Here is a 20,718-nt window from a genome sequence, read left to right on the forward strand (position 1 = left end):
ACATGCTCCAGCCGAGCGCCAAACCCAGTGAATAGGATGCGATCATTTCAACATCACGCTTTGAGGTCAAACACCGTTCGCTGGTCACGCTCCTGCTGGTGCTGCCGCTCCTGGCGGTGTTGGGAACGAGACTGGTCTTGGGCGAGAGCCTGCCGGCGATTACCGCCACCCACTGGTCCGGAAGTTCATACCCCGACGGCTTCACCGACACCCGGGTCTTTGTGGCGGTGTGCTTGAGCCTCGCCATCGGCGGAGGGCTGCTGGGTTTCCTCTCGCTAGCGTTGGCCAGCAAGCCGATGCTGCATATTGCGTTACTGTTCCTCGGCGCCTTGGCAGCGTGGACCAGCGCCGGCCTGTTCGTAGTCTGCGCCGTGCCTACGGCAATAGCAGGGGATCCCACCCAGGCAGTGAGCGGCGGGCTGACCTTTGTCGGTGTGCTCGCTTCGCTCATTGGCCTGCTGCCGGTCTGGATTGCCGGGGTATACCAGCAATTCGCGCGCGAACACCAGGAACAGCGCCGCCGTCGCGTAGCCCAAGCCCAGGGGCGCACGGTGGATGAACCGGTGATGCCCGAACCGGAAACTGCCGCCGAGAACTTCAACCAGAAAGCCAGCGCCCCGTGGGGGTTCTGGCTGCTGGGACTATTCCCGCTGGTGGTGGGCATCCTGATGCTGACCGTGCTGAAGGGCGATGACGGTTCCGAAAGCCTCATGCTGCTGGTCGCCGGATCGATCTTTGTGCTGCTGCTGACCCCATTGATTCTCGGAGTCTGCCTGGTGCGCGTGCGAATCCACAACGATAAATTCCGGGTCTCCTCGGCCATCTTCGGATTCCCGCTGCGCACCCTTGACCTGGAGCAGATCAAGGAAGTGCACAGCGAAGAAATTTCACCGATGCTGTGGGGCGGTTGGGGCTGGCGATTCTTCCCCGGAGGATCCGCCGTGGTGCTTCGCAAGAGCGAGGGGCTGGCATTTGAGCTGCACAACGGCAAACGCTTCGCGGTCACCGTACCCGAGTCGCAACGCGCGTCAGCGATATTGCAGGCAAAAATGCAGCAAGCCTGATCGGCTGCAGCGCAAGCGTCCAATGAGGTTAGATAGACCGTGCTCCGGCGCGGCGGGGCCGCCTAGTTCTGCAGCTGGCGCGTCGGACCCAGGATTACCGAGCGCAGGCACAGCCCGGCGATGAGCGAAACCGCAGTCACATGGACCAATCCGAGGATCGCATAGGCGATCAGCAGCGCTTCGGGGATGCGCTGGATGTGCGGGTGCGGCAGCAGGACCGAGGCAGCCAAAACCAGCAACCAGATCACCAGGCAGCCAATCCCGATCTTACGGGACCACGCCGATTCTGAAACGACCGGGGCCAGCGGTTGGATGCGCTGCAGGATGGCGCTTGCCAGCACCAGCCAGAACGCCACGATGAGGAATCCTCCGGCGATATCGCTGGGCCTGTGCCATCCGCAAATCAGCGTAGCGAGCCCCGTGGCGGTCGCAAAGATCCAGGCGATAGGTTGCACCACCGGACGGAGCTTTGGCGGCGAAATGAGATACATCAGCCCCATGGCTGCCGCGGCGGCCGTGGTGTGTCCGGACGGGAATGAATTGCCAGCCGTGCCGAAATTAAAGTCGGGCCGTCCCAAGAGCAGATGTTTGAGTATTTGGGTGCTCAGCAACGCCGCGGCCACCGCCGCGACGGCAAGGGCCGCGCGCAGGAAACTACGATCCCGAATCACTCGGTAGAGTAGGAAAATTCCTGAAATTCCGGCGCAGATCCACGGCAGGAGATTCAAGAATTCGCGCACCGGGTCAAGTATTTCCGTGCGCGGCCACCACTGGGTCCACCCCACGAAGGCAGCCTGATCGGTCCATTGCCCTACGCGAAGCTGAACGAAGAACAAGTATTCGACGGCAAATAGTCCGGCGAGCAGCACCAAGGCCCACCACCAGCGAAGGTGGCGAGGGGCAAGGAGGAATGACCGCGGACTCATGACTCTAGAATCTCACATTTTGGCCGACCAGCCCTATCGCCGATGCCTGTAAGCCTAGACACTATCGATAGTCTAGGCTTATGAATTTTGCCCTGCCTCCGGTGGAAGAACTGATAACGAATGCGCACGTGGTGCGTTTACCCATGCGGGTTAAATTCCGCGGGGTGACCGAGCGTGAAGCCTTGCTGATTCAGGGGCCGGCCGGCTGGGGGGAATTCTCCGCCTTCCTCGAATATGGTCCGCCAGAGGCCTCGCGCTGGCTTGCCGCGGCCATCGAAGCCGCCTATCAGCCCTTCCCACCGGCCCTGCGCTCCAGCATCCCGGTGAATGCGACGCTTCCGGCGGTGGCTGCGAACCAGGTGAGCCGCGTCCTTGCAAACTACGATGCACCGCACACCATCAAGATCAAGGTCGCCGAGAAGGGCCAGAGCCTGGAAGATGACATTGCCCGGGTCGCGAAGACCCGCCAGCTCTTCCCGGAGGCCGCCTTGCGCGTCGATGCGAATGCCGGCTGGGGGATCGAGGAAGCTATCACCGCGCTCCTTGCCCTTGCGGAATACGACCTGCAGTACGCCGAACAGCCGGTTCCCGGAATTACCGGGCTGGCCCAGGTCCGCGAACGGCTGCGCGCCCGCGGAGTAGAGCTGAAAATCGCCGCCGACGAGGCCGTGCGCAAGCATACCGATCCGCTCGAAGTCGCCCGCCTGGGCGCAGCGGACCTGATGGTCATCAAGGCCCAACCCCTGGGCGGCATCAAGACGGTACTGGAAATCGCCGCCAAGTCAGGGCTGGACGTGGTGGTCTCCAGTGCCCTGGACACCTCCGTGGGGCTGGCGCAGGCCGCCGCCCTGGCTGCGGCCCTGCCGGAGCTTCCCTACGCCTGCGGGCTGTCCACCGGCTCGCTATTCACCGACGACGTGACATCGAAGCCGTTGCTGGCCACCGCCGGTCAATTGCCGGTTCGACCAGTGGAGCCGGAAGCTGAGAAATTGCACAAGCTGCGGGTCGCCGCGCCACGCAGAATTTGGTGGGAACAACGACTCCGTGACTGCTACGCGTATCTGGAGCAGCCAGAAAATCGCTCCTGACAGGTGTTTACGCGCAGTTAACCTGCGCGACGGCAACAGCTCACCTCTTGATGAAAAGCTCAACTAGTTCGTTCCCCTGAACTTGAGCCAAAGAATGAGGAAGTGCCGTAGTTATGAATCCCATCCGAACCCTGTTGCCAATGCTGGGCCACACCCGCGGCGGACGTTCCGCAGCTACCTGCCACTTCAAATGCGGCGACGCTTGCGTTAAGCCGGAGTGCAACACCTCGGGTAATAGCTACTTCAAGGACATTGCCGACCAGGCCCTCTCCCGCCGCAACGTGCTGGGCCTAGGCGCAGTCGGCGCCTCGGCGCTGGTTATCGGCCCACAGCTGCTGGGCGCCCCGGGCGCCGTGGCCGCACCGCTGGTAGAGACCGGCCGCGGCAAGGGCGGCCACCTGAAATTCGAAGCCATCGAACCGGTTTCGCGTTCCGTGGACAATATGAGCGTCCCCGAAGGCTATGACTGGCACGCGATCATCCGTTGGGGCGATCCGCTATTCAAGTCGAGCCCGGAATTCGACGCCACGAAGCAGTCCGCCAAGGCCCAGGATCTGCAGTTCGGCTACAACTGCGACTACCTGGACATCATCGCCGATAAGTATTCCGGACGCACCGGCGTGCTGGTGGCCAACCACGAGTACTCCAACGAAGACATGATGTTCGATGCCCAGTGGTTTGCCGAGAACACCGACGAGGCCCGCCGCATCGCGATGAGCTCCCACGGCCTGAGCGTCGTGGAGATCAAGCGCAAGAAGAACGACAAGCGTTGGACCTACGTGGTAGGCGGGGAACGCAACCGCCGCATCACCGCAAATACCCCATTCGCCGTTACCGGTCCCGCCGCCGGCAGCGAGCTGCTGAAGACCGTCGCGGACCCGACCGGCAAGCTGGTGCTCGGCACGCTGAACAACTGCGCCGGCGGAACCACCCCGTGGGGCACCGTGCTGTCCGGCGAAGAGAACTTCGACCAGTACTTCCAGGGCCGCGGAACCGCCGAGGAATCCCGCTACGGCATCGGCACCAGCCCTTCGGGCCGCGGCTGGGAGCACACCGATCCACGCTTCGGCCTGAACAACGCGGGCTACGAAAATGAGGCAAACCGTTTCGGCTGGATCGTTGAGATCGACCCGCAGAACCCGAACTCCACCCCCGTCAAGCACACCAGCCTGGGCCGTTTCAAGCACGAGGGCGCTACCGTGCGCGTGGCGAAGAACGGCAAGGCCGTGGCCTACTCGGGCGATGACTCGCGATTCGAATACATCTACAAGTTCGTTTCGAAGGACACCTACCGCAAGAACGATCGCCAGCACAATATGACCCTGCTCAACGAGGGTGACCTATACGTGGCCAAATTCTCCGGAAACTCCCCGGTTTCCGAATTTGACGGCAGCGGCCAGGTCCCAACGGACGGCGCGTTCGACGGCACCGGCCAGTGGCTGCCGCTGGTGCGCAACGGCGAGTCGATGGTCGAAGGCATGAGCCTCGACGAGGTTTTGGTTTACACCCGCTTGGCTGCGGACAAGGTCGGCGCCACGAAGATGGACCGTCCAGAAGATGTCGAGCCGAGCCCGGTATCGGGCAAGGTGTACGTGGCCCTGACCAACAACACCGACCGCGGCAAGGCCGGCAAGGAAGGCGCCACCGAGCAGAACCCGCGTATCGCGAACCGCGACGGCCACGTGCTGGAAATGACCGAAGCCGGGAACGACGCAACCAGCACCCGTTTCACCTGGAACATCTTGCTGGTCGCCGGAGACCCGCGGGTCAATTCCTCGACCTACTTCTCCGGGTACCCGACCGACAAGGTCTCGCCGATTTCTTGCCCGGACAACCTCGCCTTCGACTCGGCCGGTAACCTGTGGATCTCCACCGATGGCGCACCAGGGGTCATCGGCCTGTCTGACGCGTTGCACAAGGTCAGCCTGCACGGCAAGGATCGCGGACGGGTCGAGCAGTTCCTGGCCGTGCCAACCGGTGCAGAGACCTGCGGCCCGGTGGTGCACGACAAGGACAACTCGGTCTTCGTCTCGGTCCAGCACCCGGGCGAGGGCGGCAGCTTCGCGCAGCCAACCTCCCTCTTCCCGGACTTCATCAATTCCGCAGATTCGGTCGGGAAGGGCCAGTTCTACGGCCCGCGCCCATCCGTAGTCCAGGTTTTCAAGCAGGGCAACGGAAACAACGGAAATGGAAACGGCAACGGCAAAGGAAACGGCAAGAACAAAGACTAGTCTTCAGTCTTAGCCGACCCTAGACCCCGGTGAGGGCGACTCAGTGCAGCACTGAGCGTCCGCACCGGGGTCTTGCCATAACTGGGCATAGACTTGAACCGATGCTTTCAGGCGATACTTCAGGGGTGGAACACGGCGTGAGCGCGCGGCAAGACGAAGGACAACCGGCAATTGCCACGGCGCGTCAGGTTCTGGCTGCACTGATTCGCGCCGGGCTGCGCGACCTGGTGCTATCCCCAGGCTCACGTAGCGCGCCCCTGGCCTACGCCGCAGCCGAGGCGGAAGCCGCCGGACACTTGCGGATACACGTACGCATCGACGAGCGTTCGGCAGGCTTCCTGGCGCTGGGGCTGAGCCACGGATCAAAGACTCCCGTAGCGCTGGCCGCCACCTCCGGAACCGCGATCGGGCAGCTGCTGCCGGCCATAATGGAGGCCAACCACACGGCAACGCCGCTGCTGGTGCTCTCGGCCGACCGCCCCGATGAGCTACTGGGGACCGGAGCAAGCCAAAGCACCGACCAGAAGAACCTATTCGGCCCCCACGTGCGTACCGCGTTGAACGTCGCCGCTGGTGCCGACCCGGCACCAGCGCTCGCCCAAGCACTTGCGGCCCTGGCAGGTTCAACCCAGCATCCAGCGGGCCCGGTGCAGCTGAACCTGCAGTTCCGCGACCCGCTGACCCCCGGAGAAGCAGACCGCGTCGCGAATCAGCCCTGGACCGAACTGGCCCCGGGGCGCTGGCACACGGCCACGGCGCCGGCACCCTGGGCTAGGCCCGAGACCTTGGCAACCCGCCGAACCGTCGTGGTCGCCGGCCATGGAGCCGGCGCCGAAGCCCAAATCTTCGCCGAGGCGCTCGGCCTGCCGCTGTTCGCCGAACCTTCCTCCAACGCGCGCTACTCAGCCCAGGCCATCGGCCACTACCGGCCATTGCTTGCCGTGGGGGCGGCGCAGATTGACCGCGTGGTGCTGTTCGGCCGTCCTACGCTCAGCCGCCCGGTGGGGAAGCTATTGGCGAACCCCGCGGTGTCCAGCGCGATCTGGCAGCCGGGACCGGTGGCCTGGTATGAACCCGGACGCCGCCGCGAAATGGTGATTGGCGAACCGGAGAAACTGGTCGAATTCGCCGGGACCGCGCCGGAGGGTTGGCTGGCGAGCTGGCAGGAGCTAGATGCCCAGGCGCTCGCCGTGCGGCAGGGCCTGGCACCCGAAACGCCACTCAGCGGCCCGGTGGTTGCCGAGGAAATTTGGCGGTCGCATTCCGGCCCGCTGCTCTTGGGATCCTCGAATATCGTCCGCGACTTCGATCTAGCCGCGATTCCCGCCGCCGCGGCCGGGGCTACGGTATTCGCCAACCGCGGGCTTGCCGGGATCGACGGAACGATCTCGACCGCGCTGGGCCTGGCGCTGGCCACCGGTGAACCGACGCTGAGCGTGATGGGAGATATCACCTTCCTGCATGATGCCAGTTCCCTGGCCTGGACCCCGGGGGAAGCGGAGCCGGACCTCGACGTGGTGGTCTACAACGATGGGGGAGGCGCGATCTTCTCCACGCTGGAACACGGCCAGGTAGAGCAGTCAGGACGCTACGCGCAGGCGGTCGAGCGGCTCTTCGCCACGCCGCAAAATGCCCGGCTGGAGGCGCTGGCGGCGGCTTATGGATGGCAATACCAACGGGTGGCGACGCCGACCGAGCTACGCGAGGCACTACGGGCCCCCAAGGCAGGCAAGCTGCGGCTGATCGAAATCGGTGCAAGCAGAGCGGGGTTGCGGGCCGATAACCTTGAACTAAGCTCGCGCATAACCGAGCTTCGCTGGCCCGCATAATCCCAAAAAAGCAGGGCGTGGAATCAGCGATCGCTGACTCCACGCCCTGCTTTTTAGCGGACCGTACCGCCTAGAGGTCTACGTGCGTTGGGTCCAAAACCCGACGCAGGAAGTCCTGCGTACGCGGCTGCTGCGGATTGCCGATCACGTCCACGGCCTTGCCTTCTTCGACCACGACGCCTCCGTCCATGAACACCACACGATCGGCAACTTCCTTGGCGAAGCTCATCTCGTGGGTCACCACCAGCATCGTCATGCCGGACTTGGCGAGGTTCTTCATAATCGAAAGAACTTCTCCGACCGTCTCCGGGTCCAAGGCGCTGGTTGGCTCATCGAAGAGCATCAGCGTTGGTTCCATCGATAGCGCGCGGGCGATCGCCACGCGCTGCTGCTGCCCACCGGAGAGCTGATCCGGGTAGCGTTCGCCGAAGTCGCCCAGGCCCACCCGTTCCAGGTTGCTCAGGGCGATCTTGCTGGCGTCCTTCTTATTCCGCTTGAGCACCTTGAGCTGGGCCACCGTGCAGTTTTCCAACACCGTCAGGTGCGGGAAGAGGTTGAACTGCTGGAAGACCATGCCCACATGCTGGCGCATCTTATCCAGATTGACCTCCGAATCGGTGGTCTCAAAACCTGCCACATGGATGGTTCCGCCGTTGGGCTGTTCGAGCAGGTTCACGCAGCGCAGCAAGGTGGACTTGCCGGAACCCGATGGGCCGATCAGGCACACCACTTCGCCCGGTTTGACCTCGAGGTCTATTCCCTTGAGCACTTCATTTGAACCGTAGGCCTTGCGTAGGCCGACGATGTTCACGCCCGAAGCTTTGACCGATAGCTCATTGTTTGGAGTCGTCATTCTCTGTTCCTAACTATCGCTTGGTCCGCGCCGAGCGGGATTCGAACTTACGAGCAATCAGGCTCAGCGGAATGGTGATCACCAGGTAGAACAGACCGGCAACCACCAGCGGGGTGATACCTGCATCCAACGATGAGATGCCGTCACGACCGAATTTAGTCATCTCGTACTGGGTGAAGGCAGCACCGAGGATGAAAGCCAGCGAGGTGTCCTTGGTCAGCAAGATGATTTCGTTGGTCATCGGAGGGAGCACGATCTTGAACGCCTGCGGGATCACGATGGTGACCATGGCACGCCAGGCGGGCATGCCCAGGGAGCGGGCGGCCTCGGTCTGTCCCTTGGGCACAGCCTGCAAACCTGCGCGCAGGGTCTCCGCGATGTAGGCCGAGGAGACCAGGCCCAAGGCGAACATGATGTTCACCGGTTGTGGCCAGTTGGTTCCAAATGCCTGAGGCAAACCGAATCCAAAGGCCAGGAGCACCAGGATGGCGGGAATGCCACGGAAGAACTCGATGAATACGGTGGCGAACCACCGGTACGGTGCGAACGAGGCCATCTTCATCAGGGCCAGGAGCAAACCCAGGACCAGGCCAAAGGCGAAGGAAATCACCGTGTAGAACACGGTGTTTCTCAGGCCGATGAGGATCATGTCCGGGAACATCGGTCCCAATTTTTCGAAGGAGAAGAACGCATAGCGCGCCTTTTCCCAGTCCACGGCAAACAGAATCGCGACGACCGCGATCACGAAGATCACGATCTGGATGGTCTTGCTCATGCGGGCACGCTGACTTGTAGTCATTGCCATGCTTGAAAACCTCTCGTAAAGGTAAGGGGAGCCGCGGCGAGGACTTTTTGAGTCTCGCCTCGACTCCGCCTGGTGTTCATTGGTTCAGCGACGCAGAATTACTTCTCGCCGAACCACTTCACGGTCAGTTCTTCCATGGTTCCGGCATCGGTCAGACGCTTCAGGGTGCCATTGACCAGCTCGAGGGTTTCGGCCTGTTCCTTGGGCACCGCGATGCCCAGCTGTTCGCCGGTCTTGAAGTCTGCGACCACCTTGTAGCCTGGCTTGTCCTTGATGGTGTAGCCAAGTACCGACTGGTTGCCCAGCAGCGCGTCGACCTGGCCTGCTAGAAGCGCCTGGGTCTGCAGGCCGGCATCTTCATAGCCGATGGTGTCGGTGAGCCCCTGCTCCTTGGCGTACTTCTCGCCGGTGGTCGCCTGCTGTACGCCGACCTTCTTGCCCTTCGCGGACTCCAGATCGGTAACTCCCGAACCTTCGGCCGCGATCAGCACCAGATCATCGTCCATGTAGGGGGTGGAGAAATCCATCTTGGCTGAACGTTCCTCGGTGATGGAGACCGAGGAGATCGCGATATCGCACTGGACGCTGAACAGGCCCGACTCGATCGAGTCGAAGCTGGCATCGATGACGTTCAGCTCGAGCTCGGCATCCTTGGCAATTTCGGCAGCGATGTCCATGTCGAAGCCGACGTTTTTTCCGTCCTGGACAAATTCGAAGGGCTCGTAGGGGATATCGGAGCAGAAGGTGAGCTTGCCGGCGTTGACCGGGAATCCACTGTCTTCGGACTCGTCGGAAGTCCCCGAACCGCAGGCGGTGAGGGCCAGGAGGGCCACCGAGGAGACGGCGAGAGTTGAAACGAAGCGCTTCTTGAGAGGACGCATAGGATCAGAACCTACTTTCGGTAATGCGAGTGGATCATTGCGTAGGAACAATCATAACCACGGACACACGAGACCGAGATTTCCATCACACATGAAGCGCAAAGCATAAGTTTTGCTTATGCTCAGACTTGGCTCTCAGATGCTGCTGGATTCTATTCTGCGCGCAGGGCCTGGCGCATCGGACGCATCTTGGCCCAGGACTCGGCCAGTTCGGCTTCCGGTTCGGAGCCGGGCACAATGCCGCATCCTGCGTAGAGCCGCATGAGATTCTCCGCTTCGAGCATTCCGCCACGCAACGCGATGCCAAATTCGCCATCCCCGCGGCTATCCACCCAGCCCACCGGCCCGGCATAGGGGCCGCGGTCCATGCCTTCCAACTCACGCAGCAATACTCCGGCCGGCTTCGTCGGGGTGCCGCACACCGCGGCGGTCGGGTGGAAAATCTGCGCAACATCCAGTGCCGAGGGGAGCTGGCCCTCGGCGTCGGCGCGCAATTCGGCGCGGACGTCGCTTGCCAGGTGCCAGACATTGGGCAGCGCCAGGATAAACGGTTCCTCGGGCGACTGCATGCCGTGGGAAATTGGATTCAAGGATTCGGTCAGCGAATCGATGGCCAACTGGTGTTCGTGGCGCTGCTTGGGATCCTCGAAGAGCTTTTCCTGCGCGTATCCGGGCGCGTTGGCGCCTTCGATGGCCCGGTCCAGGGTACCGGCCAGCACGCGAGCCTCGGCAAGCCCGTTGGTGACGCGCACCAGCATCTCCGGAGTCGCACCAACCAAACCATCAACGGCGTAGGTCCAGCAATTCTCATATTGTTCGGTCAAGGTGCGCAGCACCGAGGCCAGATCGATCGGCTTGGTGCTCCGGGCCAGGATGTCGCGTGCCAGCACCAGTTTGGAAATGCCTCGCTCTTCGAACTGTCCCAGCGCCGCCGTCACGGCTTCCAGATAGGATCCCGCGGTGAGCTGGCCGGTGGTGAGCTCGATTTCCCCTGGGTCCTGGGCGGGAATTGCCGAACTTGCGAGCTTTGCCTCGGCCAATCGCAGGGCGTCGGCAAATTCCATCCCTTCGAGCTTCTTTGCCGGTCCGGTGATCGTGATCCAGGCCTGATCCCCGTCCTTGCCCAGCACGACCTCCGGGATGACCAGCCGTGAGGCGAAGGTGCTGGTGAAGGAGAAAGCGAAGGAACCGAAGGCGACCAGGCCGCTGCCGGGACGGGCAATAGGGTCGGTGATCTGCGCCAGCTTGATGATTTGGGCAAACCATCCCCGGGCCTGTGCGAAGCGTTCTTCGCCCTGCGTGTGGATCTGGGCGGCGACGCCGAACCCGACGAGGCCATTTCCGTTGCGCGTCCAAACCATGGCGTGGTGGCGCAGGGAGTCGGAAATTAATGACTGCGCGGCATCTTTGAAATCGAAGGTGACACTGGTCAGGGCCGGTGTCGTAGATTGATGCGCGCTGGCGGCGAGAGCGGTCGAATCGGCAGACATGATAAGGCTAAGCCTACCGCGCAACGGGCTGGACGGTCGCGTGGAGGTGTTGCTGCTCACCCATGTGAGATGCGCCGGGTCTGTTCCTCCGCGCCTGCAGCAACCGGTAAACTCGGGGGCGAATACAGTTCAGGTACTTCGACTGTCATTGACGGTGGTTGCGGAGCGCCCGAAGACGTTGACTGGTAAGCATCGGCTAGAGTGAAGTTTGCGTGCATTTGGCATGCATGGAGTCTTCGCACTCTGCGATGACCAACCCGATGAAAGATAAGTAAGCCTTAAAACAGTGACTGATTCCAAGAGCAACTGGACCGCAGCCGGGCACGACGTGTCCGACTCGATTGAGCTGAATCCTGAAACCGCGGTGCTCGCTGCGGCCATCAATCTTCCCTCGGGCTTCGCGCTGATCGCCGAGGACCCGGAGTTTGGTCCCGCCATCTCCACCGGCATGGCCAAGGTTGAGAAGCTGCTGCGCGACGCGATCGCCAACTCCGACCCGCTGATAGATGCCACCAGCCGCCACCTTGTGGAGGCTGGCGGTAAACGTGTGCGCCCCCTGCTGGTGCTGCTCGCGGCGCTGCTCGGCGAGGGCATCAACGACGAGGTCATCAAGGCCGCCGCTATCGTTGAGTTAACCCACCTGGCTACGCTGTACCACGATGACGTGATGGACTCAGCTCCCATGCGTCGCGGTGCACCGACCGCCCATGAGGTCTGGGGAAACTCTGTCGCCATCCTCGCCGGGGACCTGATCTTCGCCCGCGCGTCGGTCTTTGGCGCCGAGCTCGGTACCGAGGCGGTGAATTGGCAGGCGCGCACCTTCGAGAGGCTGTGCCTCGGCCAGTTGCACGAGTCAATCGGCCCGCGCGAAAGCGAAGACGCGATTGCCCATCACATTCAGGTGATCAGCGACAAGACCGCTTCCCTGCTGGCAACCTCTGGGGCCTATGGAGCCAACTTCGGCGGCTGCCCACAATTTATCGACGTGCTGCGCGAGTACGGTGAAAAGGTTGGTGTCGCCTTCCAGGTTGCCGACGACGTGATTGATATTGCGTCCAAGGAAGCCGAATCGGGCAAGACTCCCGGCACGGACTTGCGCGAAGGCGTGCCGACGCTGCCAATCTTGCTGCTGCGCCAAGCAGCCGAGCACGGTGACGAAGCGGCGCAGGCGGCGGTAGCGCTGGTCGAGGCGGACTTGAGCACCGATGAGGCGCTGGCGGTCGCCGTCGCGGCGGTCGCCGCGCACCCGGCCACCGCCGAAGCATGGAAGGTCGCCCGCCGCTGGGCGGACGACGCCATTGCCGTACTTGCGCCACTGCCCGAGGGAACCATCAAGCAGGCGCTGATTTCCTTCGCCGATGCAGTAGTGACCCGCGAGGCTTAGGCCCACTGACAATATGCGCTGCTGGCGGTCTCATCCGGGATCGCCAGCAGCGCTTTGTTTTTAATCCGCCAGCCGGCTACCGGTTTCTTGGCGAAGGGCATTTGCAGGATGAGGCAAAACGCCAGGCCGTAGAACGGGTTGGGCCGCAAGGATTCGCTCGTTCCGCAGAATTGGGCGGCCAACCGTGCGCGCCAGGTGCGCGAGCTTGGAAACATCAGGCCCTGTGAGCGGTCCTGTCAGCGGATGATTTCGTCCTGCTGAAGGCGGTTTGGGTGCTCGGGCGAGCATAGCGCCGCGCGCAGCTCCCTGGCCTTCTGCGCCCGGTCGTCGACCGGGACGCGATGGCGCAGCTGGCGGTACAGCTCGTCGTCTGCATAGCGCGGAAACACATGCTGGTGATAGTGCCAGACATGCTGATTGCCCGCAGGCTCGTTGTGCTGGCGGGTGCTGGTTCCTTCCGGATTCCACGCCAATTTCATCGCCAGGGCGACGCGCTTGGTCTCCCACATAATGGCAGAGCCGGTTCGCTCATCCAGGTCGTAGAGCGCTTCCAAGTGCGCCGTGGGAATGATCATCACATGACCGCCGTAGTTCCCGAATCCGTCGCAGGCCATGATCGCGGCCACCAATTCGGTCTGATAGATCAGATCGCTCGGCGCGCAGAGGTTGCCTTCGCTAAATGGCTGCTCGTTGACAAGCTCGCAAAAAGGGCAACGATATCCTGCTGGTTCGTGGGAACTATGCAGCACTAGTCATCCAGTTCGGCGGCTAGTTCTTCGAAGACCCAGCTGAACAGGTCCAAGGTGAATTCGCTGAAGGTTCCTTCTTCGCTGACCCAGGTTCCCTTGGCATTATTGCGGCGGTAAACGATCGGATCCGGCACGTCGAGCTGGGAGGCTTTAAAACCCCAAACGTATTTCTCTTCTTCGTCTTCGAGGAACAACAGGTAGTCCCCGTCGATTTCCAGCTCTTCGGGATCGAAGAAGAAATGGTAGGCCTCGGTGAAATCCTCGTTATTACCCACCGCAAGGTAGAACTCTTCGAGCACGAAAGGAATGGAAACCCCCGATTGGGCCAGCCCCTCGGCCAATTCTTCGGCGGTCAATCCGTCAGCTTCATTCCACTGGTCCTCAAGGTACTTGGGGACGAGGGAACGGAACTTCTCAAGAAACATGTCAGCCATGTCTTTATCCTATCGAGAATTAGCCCAGTTCAAGTGCGCTCAACGCGATCCACAGCTGCACACGATCGCTTGTGACGTTCGGGTCGTACCCGGTGAGTTCGGATATCTGCTGCATGCGATAGCGCACGGTATTGCGGTGCAAGCCCAGTGATTCCGCGACGGCGCCCACCGAACCGTCGCGATTAAGGTACTCACGCAGCGTCCGTTCGAGGTCGGAATCGTGAGTTGCATCAAATTTGCGAATCGGCCCCAAGGCTTCCTCGGCCAGGTCCTGCAAGGGCACATCTCGGGCGGCAAGCAACAGCGAGGTTAGCGACAACTTATTGGGCACGTTGACGCGGTCACCATGGCGCAAGGCTTCGAGAGCTTCAAAATAGCTCCACCGGATGCCCGGGGTATTCGGGTAGCGCCCGCCATATCCCACCCGTGTGGTGATACCCGCGTCATTCAGATAGGTATCAAGTCGTCGAACCGAATGCTGCAGCTGGTTGTGCGCCACAATAATCGCCAGGCGGTCCTCGATGATCACGGAAACCTGTGAGCTCAGTTCGGCTGGCAAGGGAAGCGCCGGTAGGCGTTCGGGGTGCGTCGCGGCCTGAATCAGGATCACCGCATGCTCGCGCTTCGGATTGAGCCCCAGCGCGCCGATTCTGACCGTCGCATCGTCCCCGGCCAGCGTGCCGGCGACCAGGTCCGCCAGCACCTGCCCGTTGGATTGGCGCTCCGAGGCGAGCAGCCGGGCGTTGTTGGCAACTTCCAATCCGATCAGCGACTGCGCGTATTCGATCAGAGGATCCGGCGCGTACGGCTGCGCCAGGTGCAGAACGCATTTGTCGCGGATGCCGGTGGCCACCGGCAGGCTATTCCAATCGCGTTGCGCATCGTAGTTGCCACTGATGCATTCGCCATAAAGTGTCAACGCCACGTCGGTCTTCAATATCCGGGCGAGTTCGTCGAGCATGGTGTCCAGATCGGAGGACAGCAATGCGCGGGTCAGCCGCTGGTGCGAGCGCAGCAGCCGTTCGAGCCGCTGCAGGTGGTCCGCGTTCAGCGCCTCGGCGATGATTCGAGTGATTGCGGCAAAGGGAATCTGATAGGGAACCTCGAAGACCGGGAGACCGACCTCATTTGCTGTTTGCAAGATCGAGGCTGGGACATTTTTGTGGCCCAAGCCGGTACCGAATCCCAAGGCCACGACGTCGTTCTGCGCGAGGGTCTTGACGAATTCTCGTTGGCTGGCCGTCGTCTTCTGCCGTACGCCCGTGGTGAGCACGATTTCTCGACCGGTGAGGAAGTCTGCCGGATTGAGAAGTTCGGTGACCGCGCCCCAGGTGATTGCGGTGTCATTGGCTGCCGAATGATCGTTGAGCGGACGAAGATCCAGCTCGTCAAGGGCCAATAGGGCGCGTAGTGTGATTGCCATACCGCAATTCTATGGTGCCGCGCAAAAGTTCCCGAAAAACGAAGTTGTTCAGATTATGGACATTTTTCTTGGAGAATTGCCCATAATGTGAACCATTTGCGCTAGTTTAGTGCCATGAGCACTCCATCTTTGAAAAAGGGCGCTCCACTCGCTGAAGGCAAGCGCGAGACGTTCTCGTCGCGCAAGCTTTTTATTCTCTCGGCGATTGGTTCAGCCGTTGGTCTGGGAAACATCTGGCGTTTCCCCTATGTCGCCTACGAGAACGGTGGCGGCGCGTTCCTCATTCCATACCTCGTCGCAATTCTCTGCGCCGGTATTCCACTGCTATTCCTTGACTATTCGATAGGCCACCGCTACCGAGGTTCGGCCCCGCTGGCATATCGCCGGGCGAGCCGCAAGGCCGAGGTGCTTGGCTGGTGGCAGGTACTGATCTGCTTCATTATCGCCATCTACTACGCGGCAATTATCGCGTGGGCGGCCATGTACTGCTGGTTCTCCCTCACGAAGGCCTGGGATGACAACCCCGATGGCGCTGGTGCCTTCTTCCAGAGCGACTTCCTCCAGGTCGCACCCGAAGCCGGTGTCTCGATGGATATCGTGGGCGGGGTCTTCGGGCCGATGCTCGGCGTCTGGCTGGTAGCCATCATCATTATGGTCGCCGGTGTCAACAAGGGCATTTCGCGTGCCAACGGCTTCATCATGCCGCTGCTGATCGTGATGTTCTTGATCCTTGTGGTCCAGTCCGTCTTCCTTCCCGGAGCAGTCGATGGCCTGAACGCCTTCTTCACTCCGAACTTCGAAGCATTGTCGAACCCAGGGGTTTGGGCTGCGGCCTTCGGCCACATCTTCTTCTCCCTGTCCATCGCCTTCGGCATCATGGTCACCTACTCCTCGTACATGAGGCGCAAGAGCGACCTGACCGGCTCGGGCTACGTGGTGGCCTTCGCCAACTCCAGCTTCGAACTGCTTGCCGGCATTGGCGTTTTCGCGGCGCTGGGCTTCATGGCCTACAACGCGAACTCCGCGGTCTCCGATGTGGCCGCCAGCGGCATTGGGCTGGCCTTCATTGCCTTCCCGACCATCGTTTCTGCCGCGCCTTTCGGCTCGGTCATCGGCGTGCTGTTCTTCGGTTCGCTGGTCTTCGCGGGAATTACCTCGCTGATTTCGATCCTCGAAGTCATCGTGGCGGCGTTCCAAGACAAGCTGGGCTGGAACCGCAAGGCCGCTACCTTGGTGGTGACCCTTCCGGTGGCGCTCGTTTCGATGATTCTGTTCCCAACCACCACCGGTCTGTACCTGCTGGATACCATGGACGCGTTCGTGAACCAGTTCGGCATTCTCGCCTGTGCATTGGTTCTGGTCATTGTCTTCGGCGCTGGCCTGGGCATGCTGCCGCGCCTGGCCAAGCACCTGAACCGCCACAGCTCCATCAAGCTGGGTACCGCGTGGATGGTTCTCGTCGGTGGTGTCGGTCCGGCAGCGCTTGGCTACATGCTGATCAACGAAATCCAGACCAAGATCGCCGAGCCGTATTCCGGCTACCCGGTCTGGTTCAACGGTGTCTTCGGCTGGGGCATGGCAGGTTCCTTGATCGTCGGTGCGGTGCTGCTCGCGCTCGTTCCATGGAGCAAAAAGTCGAAGCTGAATGATCCCGAATTTGCGGAACATCAGAAACACGTCGAGGCAGAAGAGTTGCCCGATCCAGTTGGAAAGGAGTACTAGTCATGAGCGGCATTGCAATCACCTTCATGATCATCGCCATGTTGACCATTTGGGGCGGCCTGGCGATCAGCCTAGTGAATCTCTCGCGCAATCCGGAAAAGCACGATGACGATGTCGAGCCGGCCACCACTGGCAACGAATAAACACCAGGCCACTGCCTAAAGAACTAAGCCTCCTCCTCTTCGGATCAGCGTCCGGAGCGGAGGAGGCTTTTTCTCTGTGCAAGTGCACTGTGAATGTGGTTCATTATTGTGCTGGTATGGGTAGAGCAATACGCCGCACGGCCATATTCTTCTAGATAGAGTCATTCCGGCAACAAGGACCGGCAATATTTTTCGAAAGGAAACACGGTGGACGTTACTTACCGCATTGAGCAGAAACGCCAGATTAATGGTGCCTTCCCAGGACCGAAGTCCCAAGCATTGAGCGCCCGCCGTGCCAAGGCGGTCGCCGCCGGCGTGGCATCGAGCCTGCCGGTCTACGCAGCCGATGTCGATGGCGGCATCATCGTCGACGTTGACGGCAACCAGCTGATCGACCTGGGCTCCGGCATTGCCGTGACCTCCGTAGGCGCTTCCAACCCTGCGGTGGCCAAGGCCGTCGCCGAGCAGGCGGCTCGTTTCACCCACACCTGCTTCATGGTGGCCCCTTATGAGAACTACATCGAGCTGGCCGAGAAGCTCGCAGCGATCACTCCGGGCAACTTCGAGAAGCGCGCGGTGTTCTTCAACTCCGGGGCCGAAGCGGTAGAAAACGCGATCAAGGTTGCTCGTGTGGCTACCGGCCGCCAGGCGGTTGTCGCCTTCGACCACGCCTACCACGGCCGCACCAACCTCACCATGGGCCTGACCGCCAAGGCAGCTCCCTACAAGCGCGGCTTCGGTCCGCTGGCACCGGAGATCTACCGGATGCCAATGAGCTACCCATACCGTGAAGAGAACCCGAACATCTCCGGAAAGGAAGCCGCCGAGCGCGCGATCCTGGCCATGGAGAAGCAGATTGGCGGCGACCAGATTGCCGCGATCATCATCGAGCCAATCCAGGGCGAGGGCGGCTTCATCGTCCCGGCCACCGGCTTCCTGCCGCGCGTGGTCGAATGGGCCAAGGAAAACGGCATCGTCTTCATCGCCGATGAAGTCCAGGCCGGATTTGCCCGCGCCGGTGCGTGGTTCGCTTCGGAAATCGAAGGGATCGAACCCGATCTGGTGACCGTGGCCAAGGGCATCGCCGGCGGCATGCCACTGTCGGGACTCATCGGGCGCGCAGAATTGCTCGATTCGGTGCACGGCGGCGGACTCGGCGGAACCTACGGCGGCAACCCGGTCGCGGTGGCCGCGGCGCTGGAGAGCATCAAGTTCATGGAAGAGCAGGATCTGGCCGGGCGCGCCCGCGAGATCGAAAAGCAGTTCTTCGCCCGCTTCGAAGCCCTGCAAAAGGATGTTTCGGCGCTGGGTGACGTTCGCGGCCGCGGCGCGATGGTTGCCCTCGAACTGGTCAAGGCCGGTGGCAAGGAACCAGACGCGGAGCTGACCAAGAAGGTCGCCGCCGAGTGCCTGGCCCAGGGGGTGCTGATCCTCACCTGCGGTACCTACGGCAACGTGGTGCGCCTGCTGCCTCCGCTGGTCATCGGGGACGCTCTGCTGAGCGAAGCCTTCGATGTCCTCGAGGCAGCGATTCGCAAGCACGCGTAACTCGCTCAAACACGAGAGGCCTGGTTCTGTTGAACCAGGCCTCTCGTGCGTCAACTAACCTGTTTAGGTTCCGGGCCGCGCCCTGCCCGCGGCGTGCGAACCATGTCGAGAATGATCAGCACAACCGCCGCCCAGACCAACCCGAAGCCGATCCAACGCTCCACCGGCATCGACTCGCCGAAAACCAGCAGGCCGAGGATGAACTGCATGATCGGTGCCAAGAACTGCAAGGAGCCCAGGGTGCTCAGCGGCAGGCGGCGTGCGGCACCGCCGAAAAGCAGCAATGGCACGGCGGTGATAATGCCGCTGGCAGCCAACAGGGCCAGCATCGGTAACTCAACGCCGGCTAGCGCCGAGGCGCCCTGGCTCGACGTCCAGATCAGGAAGCCGCCAGCGAGCGGCGCCAAGATGAGCGTTTCCATGGTCAGCGCGCCAAGGGCCGTACCGCTTTTCCCCACCTGGCTCTTGACCAGTCCGTAGAAGCCGAAGGAAAACGCCAAGCCCAGCGAGATCCACGGGACCCGGTCGAGGCCGAAAGTCAGAACCAGCACCGCGATCGTGGCAACGGCCAAGGCGGACCACTGCAACCGGCTCAGCCTTTCCTTCAGGACAATCACGCCGAGCACGATGGCGACGATGGGATTGATGAAGTAGCCCAGCGAGGCTTCAAGGACATGGCCGGTGAGCACCGCCACGGCATAGAGCGTCCAGTTCACCGCGATCAGCACGCTGGCCAGCGCCAGCCGGCCGACCGCCTGGCGATCCCTGAACATGCTGAGGAACAAGCGAATCTGCTTGGTCGCGAACAGCAGCAGGGCGCAGAAAACTAGCGAGAAGACGATGCGCACGGCGACGAATTCGAAGGCGGAGATTTCCGGCAGCAACAGGAAGTACAGGGGGAGCAGGCCCCAGACCAAATATGCGGTCGTGCCTTGGATCAGGCCAAGGGAATGTTCGGAGCGAACGGGTTTATTGCTGCCGGAACTCATGAGTTAATCGTTTCTACTTCCACCGAGCCGCCACGGGCCGCAAGGGCGCCATGGATCGAGCATTATGAGTCGATCGTATGCCCAACGGCCGGGCGCGGCCGCACAAGGTGATGGTAGTCACCCCGCGGCTCAAGCGGGAAAGAGCCGGGAACTAAAGCACATCCGCGAGGGGCGCCGTGATCCATCTCACGCCCGGTGCGCGGGCCTCCGGCTGGGAACAAAAACATCGACTGGCTCGTTCAAATACACTAAAGGGAACCGCAATGGGATTTCGTATATGGGAGTGGACCTAAGGTGCATCAACACAACAATGGCTTCAAAACCGCGCTTTTGCTCGGTGGCATGTTTGCCCTCCTGCTGGCGCTCGGCTCGCTGATTTCCTTCGGCAGCGGAAACGGCTCATTCATCTGGATCTTTGCCCTGATCGGCGTGGGCACCACCGCCTATGGCTACTGGAACAGCGACAAGATCGCCCTGCGCTCGATGCACGCCTACCCCATCACCGAAGCGGATCAGCCGGCCATGTACCGCATCGTTCGCGAGCTGTCGATTAACGCCCAACAGCCGATGCCGCGGCTCTACGTATCCCCAACGACCTCGCCCAACGCCTTCGCGACCGGCCGCAACCCGCAGAACGCCGCGGTATGCTGCACCGAGGGAATCTTGCAGCTGCTCGACGAGCGCGAGCTGCGCGGCGTGCTGGGCCACGAACTGATGCACGTGTACAACCGGGACATCCTCACCTCTTCGGTGGCGGCGGCCGTGGCCGGCGTGATTACCTCCGTCGCCCAATTCATGCTGTTCTTCGGCGGACGGGACAACCGCAACGTCAACCCCATCGCGTTGATTGCCATGTCCTTGCTGGCACCGCTTGCCGCGTCGCTCATCCAGATGGCCGTGAGCCGAACCCGTGAATTCGATGCGGATGAAGATGGCGCCAAACTCACCGGAGATCCGCTGGCGCTGGCCAGCGCCTTACGCCGGCTTGAATCCGGGATCAGCGCCGCCCCGCTGGCCGCGCAAGACCAGAAGCTGGTGAACAGCTCGCACCTGATGATCGCGAACCCCTTCGGCTCGCGCCTGAAGCAGATGTTCTCGACCCACCCATCCATGGACGACCGAGTAGCCCGTTTGGAAGCGATGGCCCGAGGCCGCTAAA

At 61.8% G+C, this 20,718-nt stretch carries 19 protein-coding genes; 9 read left to right on the top strand and 10 right to left on the bottom strand.

The window, feature by feature from the left end:
* Positions 1 to 98: 98 nt before the first annotated feature.
* On the top strand, positions 99 to 1,064 hold the full coding sequence (locus tag ACT3UQ_RS02365) for a hypothetical protein (protein ID WP_444636433.1): 966 nt from the start codon (positions 99 to 101) through the stop codon (positions 1,062 to 1,064).
* 62 nt (positions 1,065 to 1,126) lie between these two features.
* Here the strand turns inward: ACT3UQ_RS02365 and ACT3UQ_RS02370 are convergent, their stop codons facing one another.
* On the bottom strand, positions 1,127 to 1,990 hold the full coding sequence (locus ACT3UQ_RS02370) for a phosphatase PAP2 family protein (protein ID WP_444636434.1): 864 nt from the start codon (positions 1,988 to 1,990) through the stop codon (positions 1,127 to 1,129).
* Positions 1,991 to 2,070: 80 nt separating this feature from the next.
* Between ACT3UQ_RS02370 and ACT3UQ_RS02375 the strand changes: the two genes are divergently transcribed.
* The 3 genes from ACT3UQ_RS02375 (at position 2,071) to menD (ending at position 7,138) form a co-directional block, all read left to right on the top strand.
* The gene (locus ACT3UQ_RS02375) at positions 2,071 to 3,078 is read left to right on the top strand and encodes an o-succinylbenzoate synthase (RefSeq protein WP_444636435.1); all 1,008 of its coding nucleotides are present in this window, start codon (positions 2,071 to 2,073) and stop codon (positions 3,076 to 3,078) included.
* 113 nt (positions 3,079 to 3,191) lie between these two features.
* Positions 3,192 to 5,309, top strand: a complete 2,118-nt coding sequence (locus tag ACT3UQ_RS02380) for a PhoX family protein (RefSeq protein WP_444636436.1) — start codon at positions 3,192 to 3,194, stop codon at positions 5,307 to 5,309.
* Positions 5,310 to 5,446: 137 nt separating this feature from the next.
* Positions 5,447 to 7,138, top strand: a complete 1,692-nt coding sequence (gene menD / locus ACT3UQ_RS02385; protein ID WP_444636437.1) for a 2-succinyl-5-enolpyruvyl-6-hydroxy-3-cyclohexene-1-carboxylic-acid synthase — start codon at positions 5,447 to 5,449, stop codon at positions 7,136 to 7,138.
* A 70-nt stretch (positions 7,139 to 7,208) separates the two neighbouring features.
* On the opposite strand, the gene ACT3UQ_RS02390 is transcribed toward menD, so the two are convergent.
* The 4 genes from ACT3UQ_RS02390 to ACT3UQ_RS02405 form a co-directional block, all read right to left on the bottom strand.
* Positions 7,209 to 7,991 (bottom strand): amino acid ABC transporter ATP-binding protein, encoded by a 783-nt coding sequence (locus ACT3UQ_RS02390; protein WP_105553187.1) that lies wholly within the window; start codon positions 7,989 to 7,991, stop codon positions 7,209 to 7,211.
* A 13-nt stretch (positions 7,992 to 8,004) separates the two neighbouring features.
* Positions 8,005 to 8,796, bottom strand: coding sequence for an amino acid ABC transporter permease (locus ACT3UQ_RS02395; RefSeq protein ID WP_444636438.1), 792 nt, complete (start codon positions 8,794 to 8,796; stop codon positions 8,005 to 8,007).
* Between the two features lie 98 nt (positions 8,797 to 8,894).
* Positions 8,895 to 9,677, bottom strand: coding sequence for an ABC transporter substrate-binding protein (locus ACT3UQ_RS02400; protein ID WP_105553185.1), 783 nt, complete (start codon positions 9,675 to 9,677; stop codon positions 8,895 to 8,897).
* Positions 9,678 to 9,829: 152 nt separating this feature from the next.
* Entirely contained in the window at positions 9,830 to 11,167 is a 1,338-nt protein-coding gene (locus tag ACT3UQ_RS02405) for an isochorismate synthase (RefSeq protein WP_105553184.1), read from the bottom strand.
* A gap of 286 nt (positions 11,168 to 11,453) precedes the next feature.
* Here ACT3UQ_RS02405 and ACT3UQ_RS02410 point away from each other — a divergent pair, with 286 nt between their 5' ends.
* A complete protein-coding gene (locus ACT3UQ_RS02410) occupies positions 11,454 to 12,551 on the top strand; it encodes a polyprenyl synthetase family protein (RefSeq protein WP_105553183.1) in 1,098 nt (365 codons plus the stop codon).
* Here ACT3UQ_RS02410 and ACT3UQ_RS02415 read toward each other — a convergent pair.
* From ACT3UQ_RS02415 to ACT3UQ_RS02430, 4 genes are read right to left on the bottom strand one after another with little or no spacing between them, the layout of a single operon-like run.
* Positions 12,548 to 12,766, bottom strand: coding sequence for a hypothetical protein (locus ACT3UQ_RS02415; RefSeq protein ID WP_105650042.1), 219 nt, complete (start codon positions 12,764 to 12,766; stop codon positions 12,548 to 12,550). The two genes, ACT3UQ_RS02410 and ACT3UQ_RS02415, sit on opposite strands and share 4 nt — an antisense overlap.
* A 21-nt stretch (positions 12,767 to 12,787) precedes the next feature.
* Complete coding sequence (locus ACT3UQ_RS02420) at positions 12,788 to 13,300, bottom strand: HIT family protein (protein WP_105553181.1); 513 nt, start codon at positions 13,298 to 13,300, stop codon at positions 12,788 to 12,790.
* Entirely contained in the window at positions 13,300 to 13,734 is a 435-nt protein-coding gene (locus ACT3UQ_RS02425; protein ID WP_096283502.1) for a hypothetical protein, read from the bottom strand. Before ACT3UQ_RS02425 ends, ACT3UQ_RS02420 begins: the two co-directional genes overlap by 1 nt.
* Positions 13,735 to 13,753: 19 nt before the next feature.
* Positions 13,754 to 15,157, bottom strand: a complete 1,404-nt coding sequence (locus ACT3UQ_RS02430) for a PucR family transcriptional regulator (protein ID WP_444636439.1) — start codon at positions 15,155 to 15,157, stop codon at positions 13,754 to 13,756.
* A gap of 114 nt (positions 15,158 to 15,271) precedes the next feature.
* Here ACT3UQ_RS02430 and ACT3UQ_RS02435 point away from each other — a divergent pair, with 114 nt between their 5' ends.
* The 3 genes from ACT3UQ_RS02435 to gabT all read left to right on the top strand — a co-directional run bounded on the left by ACT3UQ_RS02435 (position 15,272) and on the right by gabT (position 18,570).
* On the top strand, positions 15,272 to 16,879 hold the full coding sequence (locus ACT3UQ_RS02435; RefSeq protein WP_444636440.1) for a sodium-dependent transporter: 1,608 nt from the start codon (positions 15,272 to 15,274) through the stop codon (positions 16,877 to 16,879).
* Between the two features lie 2 nt (positions 16,880 to 16,881).
* Entirely contained in the window at positions 16,882 to 17,022 is a 141-nt protein-coding gene (locus ACT3UQ_RS02440; protein WP_096283508.1) for a methionine/alanine import family NSS transporter small subunit, read from the top strand.
* Between the two features lie 207 nt (positions 17,023 to 17,229).
* Positions 17,230 to 18,570, top strand: coding sequence for a 4-aminobutyrate--2-oxoglutarate transaminase (gene gabT / locus ACT3UQ_RS02445; protein WP_444636441.1), 1,341 nt, complete (start codon positions 17,230 to 17,232; stop codon positions 18,568 to 18,570).
* A 50-nt stretch (positions 18,571 to 18,620) separates the two neighbouring features.
* Here the strand turns inward: gabT and rarD are convergent, their stop codons facing one another.
* Complete coding sequence (rarD, locus tag ACT3UQ_RS02450) at positions 18,621 to 19,559, bottom strand: EamA family transporter RarD (protein ID WP_444636442.1); 939 nt, start codon at positions 19,557 to 19,559, stop codon at positions 18,621 to 18,623.
* A gap of 294 nt (positions 19,560 to 19,853) precedes the next feature.
* On the opposite strand from rarD, the gene htpX reads away from it, so the two are divergent.
* Positions 19,854 to 20,717 carry a zinc metalloprotease HtpX gene (htpX, locus tag ACT3UQ_RS02455; protein ID WP_105553175.1) on the top strand — a complete coding sequence of 288 codons (864 nt, stop codon included), beginning with the start codon at positions 19,854 to 19,856 and terminating at the stop codon, positions 20,715 to 20,717.
* Position 20,718: the final 1 nt, after the last annotated feature.

This window comes from Glutamicibacter sp. AOP12-B1-11, from assembly GCF_052379245.1.
GTDB lineage: Bacteria > Actinomycetota > Actinomycetes > Actinomycetales > Micrococcaceae > Glutamicibacter.

Coding starts and splice junctions, on each gene's coding strand:
- ACT3UQ_RS02370 (WP_444636434.1), bottom strand. CDS start 1,990: ATGAGTCCGCGGTCATTCCTCCTTGCCCCTCGCCACCTTCGCTGGTGG.
- ACT3UQ_RS02375 (WP_444636435.1), top strand. CDS start 2,071: ATGAATTTTGCCCTGCCTCCGGTGGAAGAACTGATAACGAATGCGCAC.
- ACT3UQ_RS02380 (WP_444636436.1), top strand. CDS start 3,192: ATGAATCCCATCCGAACCCTGTTGCCAATGCTGGGCCACACCCGCGGC.
- ACT3UQ_RS02390 (WP_105553187.1), bottom strand. CDS start 7,991: ATGACGACTCCAAACAATGAGCTATCGGTCAAAGCTTCGGGCGTGAAC.
- ACT3UQ_RS02395 (WP_444636438.1), bottom strand. CDS start 8,796: ATGGCAATGACTACAAGTCAGCGTGCCCGCATGAGCAAGACCATCCAG.
- ACT3UQ_RS02400 (WP_105553185.1), bottom strand. CDS start 9,677: ATGCGTCCTCTCAAGAAGCGCTTCGTTTCAACTCTCGCCGTCTCCTCG.
- ACT3UQ_RS02405 (WP_105553184.1), bottom strand. CDS start 11,167: ATGTCTGCCGATTCGACCGCTCTCGCCGCCAGCGCGCATCAATCTACG.
- ACT3UQ_RS02415 (WP_105650042.1), bottom strand. CDS start 12,766: ATGTTTCCAAGCTCGCGCACCTGGCGCGCACGGTTGGCCGCCCAATTC.
- ACT3UQ_RS02425 (WP_096283502.1), bottom strand. CDS start 13,734: ATGGCTGACATGTTTCTTGAGAAGTTCCGTTCCCTCGTCCCCAAGTAC.
- ACT3UQ_RS02430 (WP_444636439.1), bottom strand. CDS start 15,157: ATGGCAATCACACTACGCGCCCTATTGGCCCTTGACGAGCTGGATCTT.
- ACT3UQ_RS02435 (WP_444636440.1), top strand. CDS start 15,272: ATGAGCACTCCATCTTTGAAAAAGGGCGCTCCACTCGCTGAAGGCAAG.
- ACT3UQ_RS02440 (WP_096283508.1), top strand. CDS start 16,882: ATGAGCGGCATTGCAATCACCTTCATGATCATCGCCATGTTGACCATT.
- rarD (WP_444636442.1), bottom strand. CDS start 19,559: ATGAGTTCCGGCAGCAATAAACCCGTTCGCTCCGAACATTCCCTTGGC.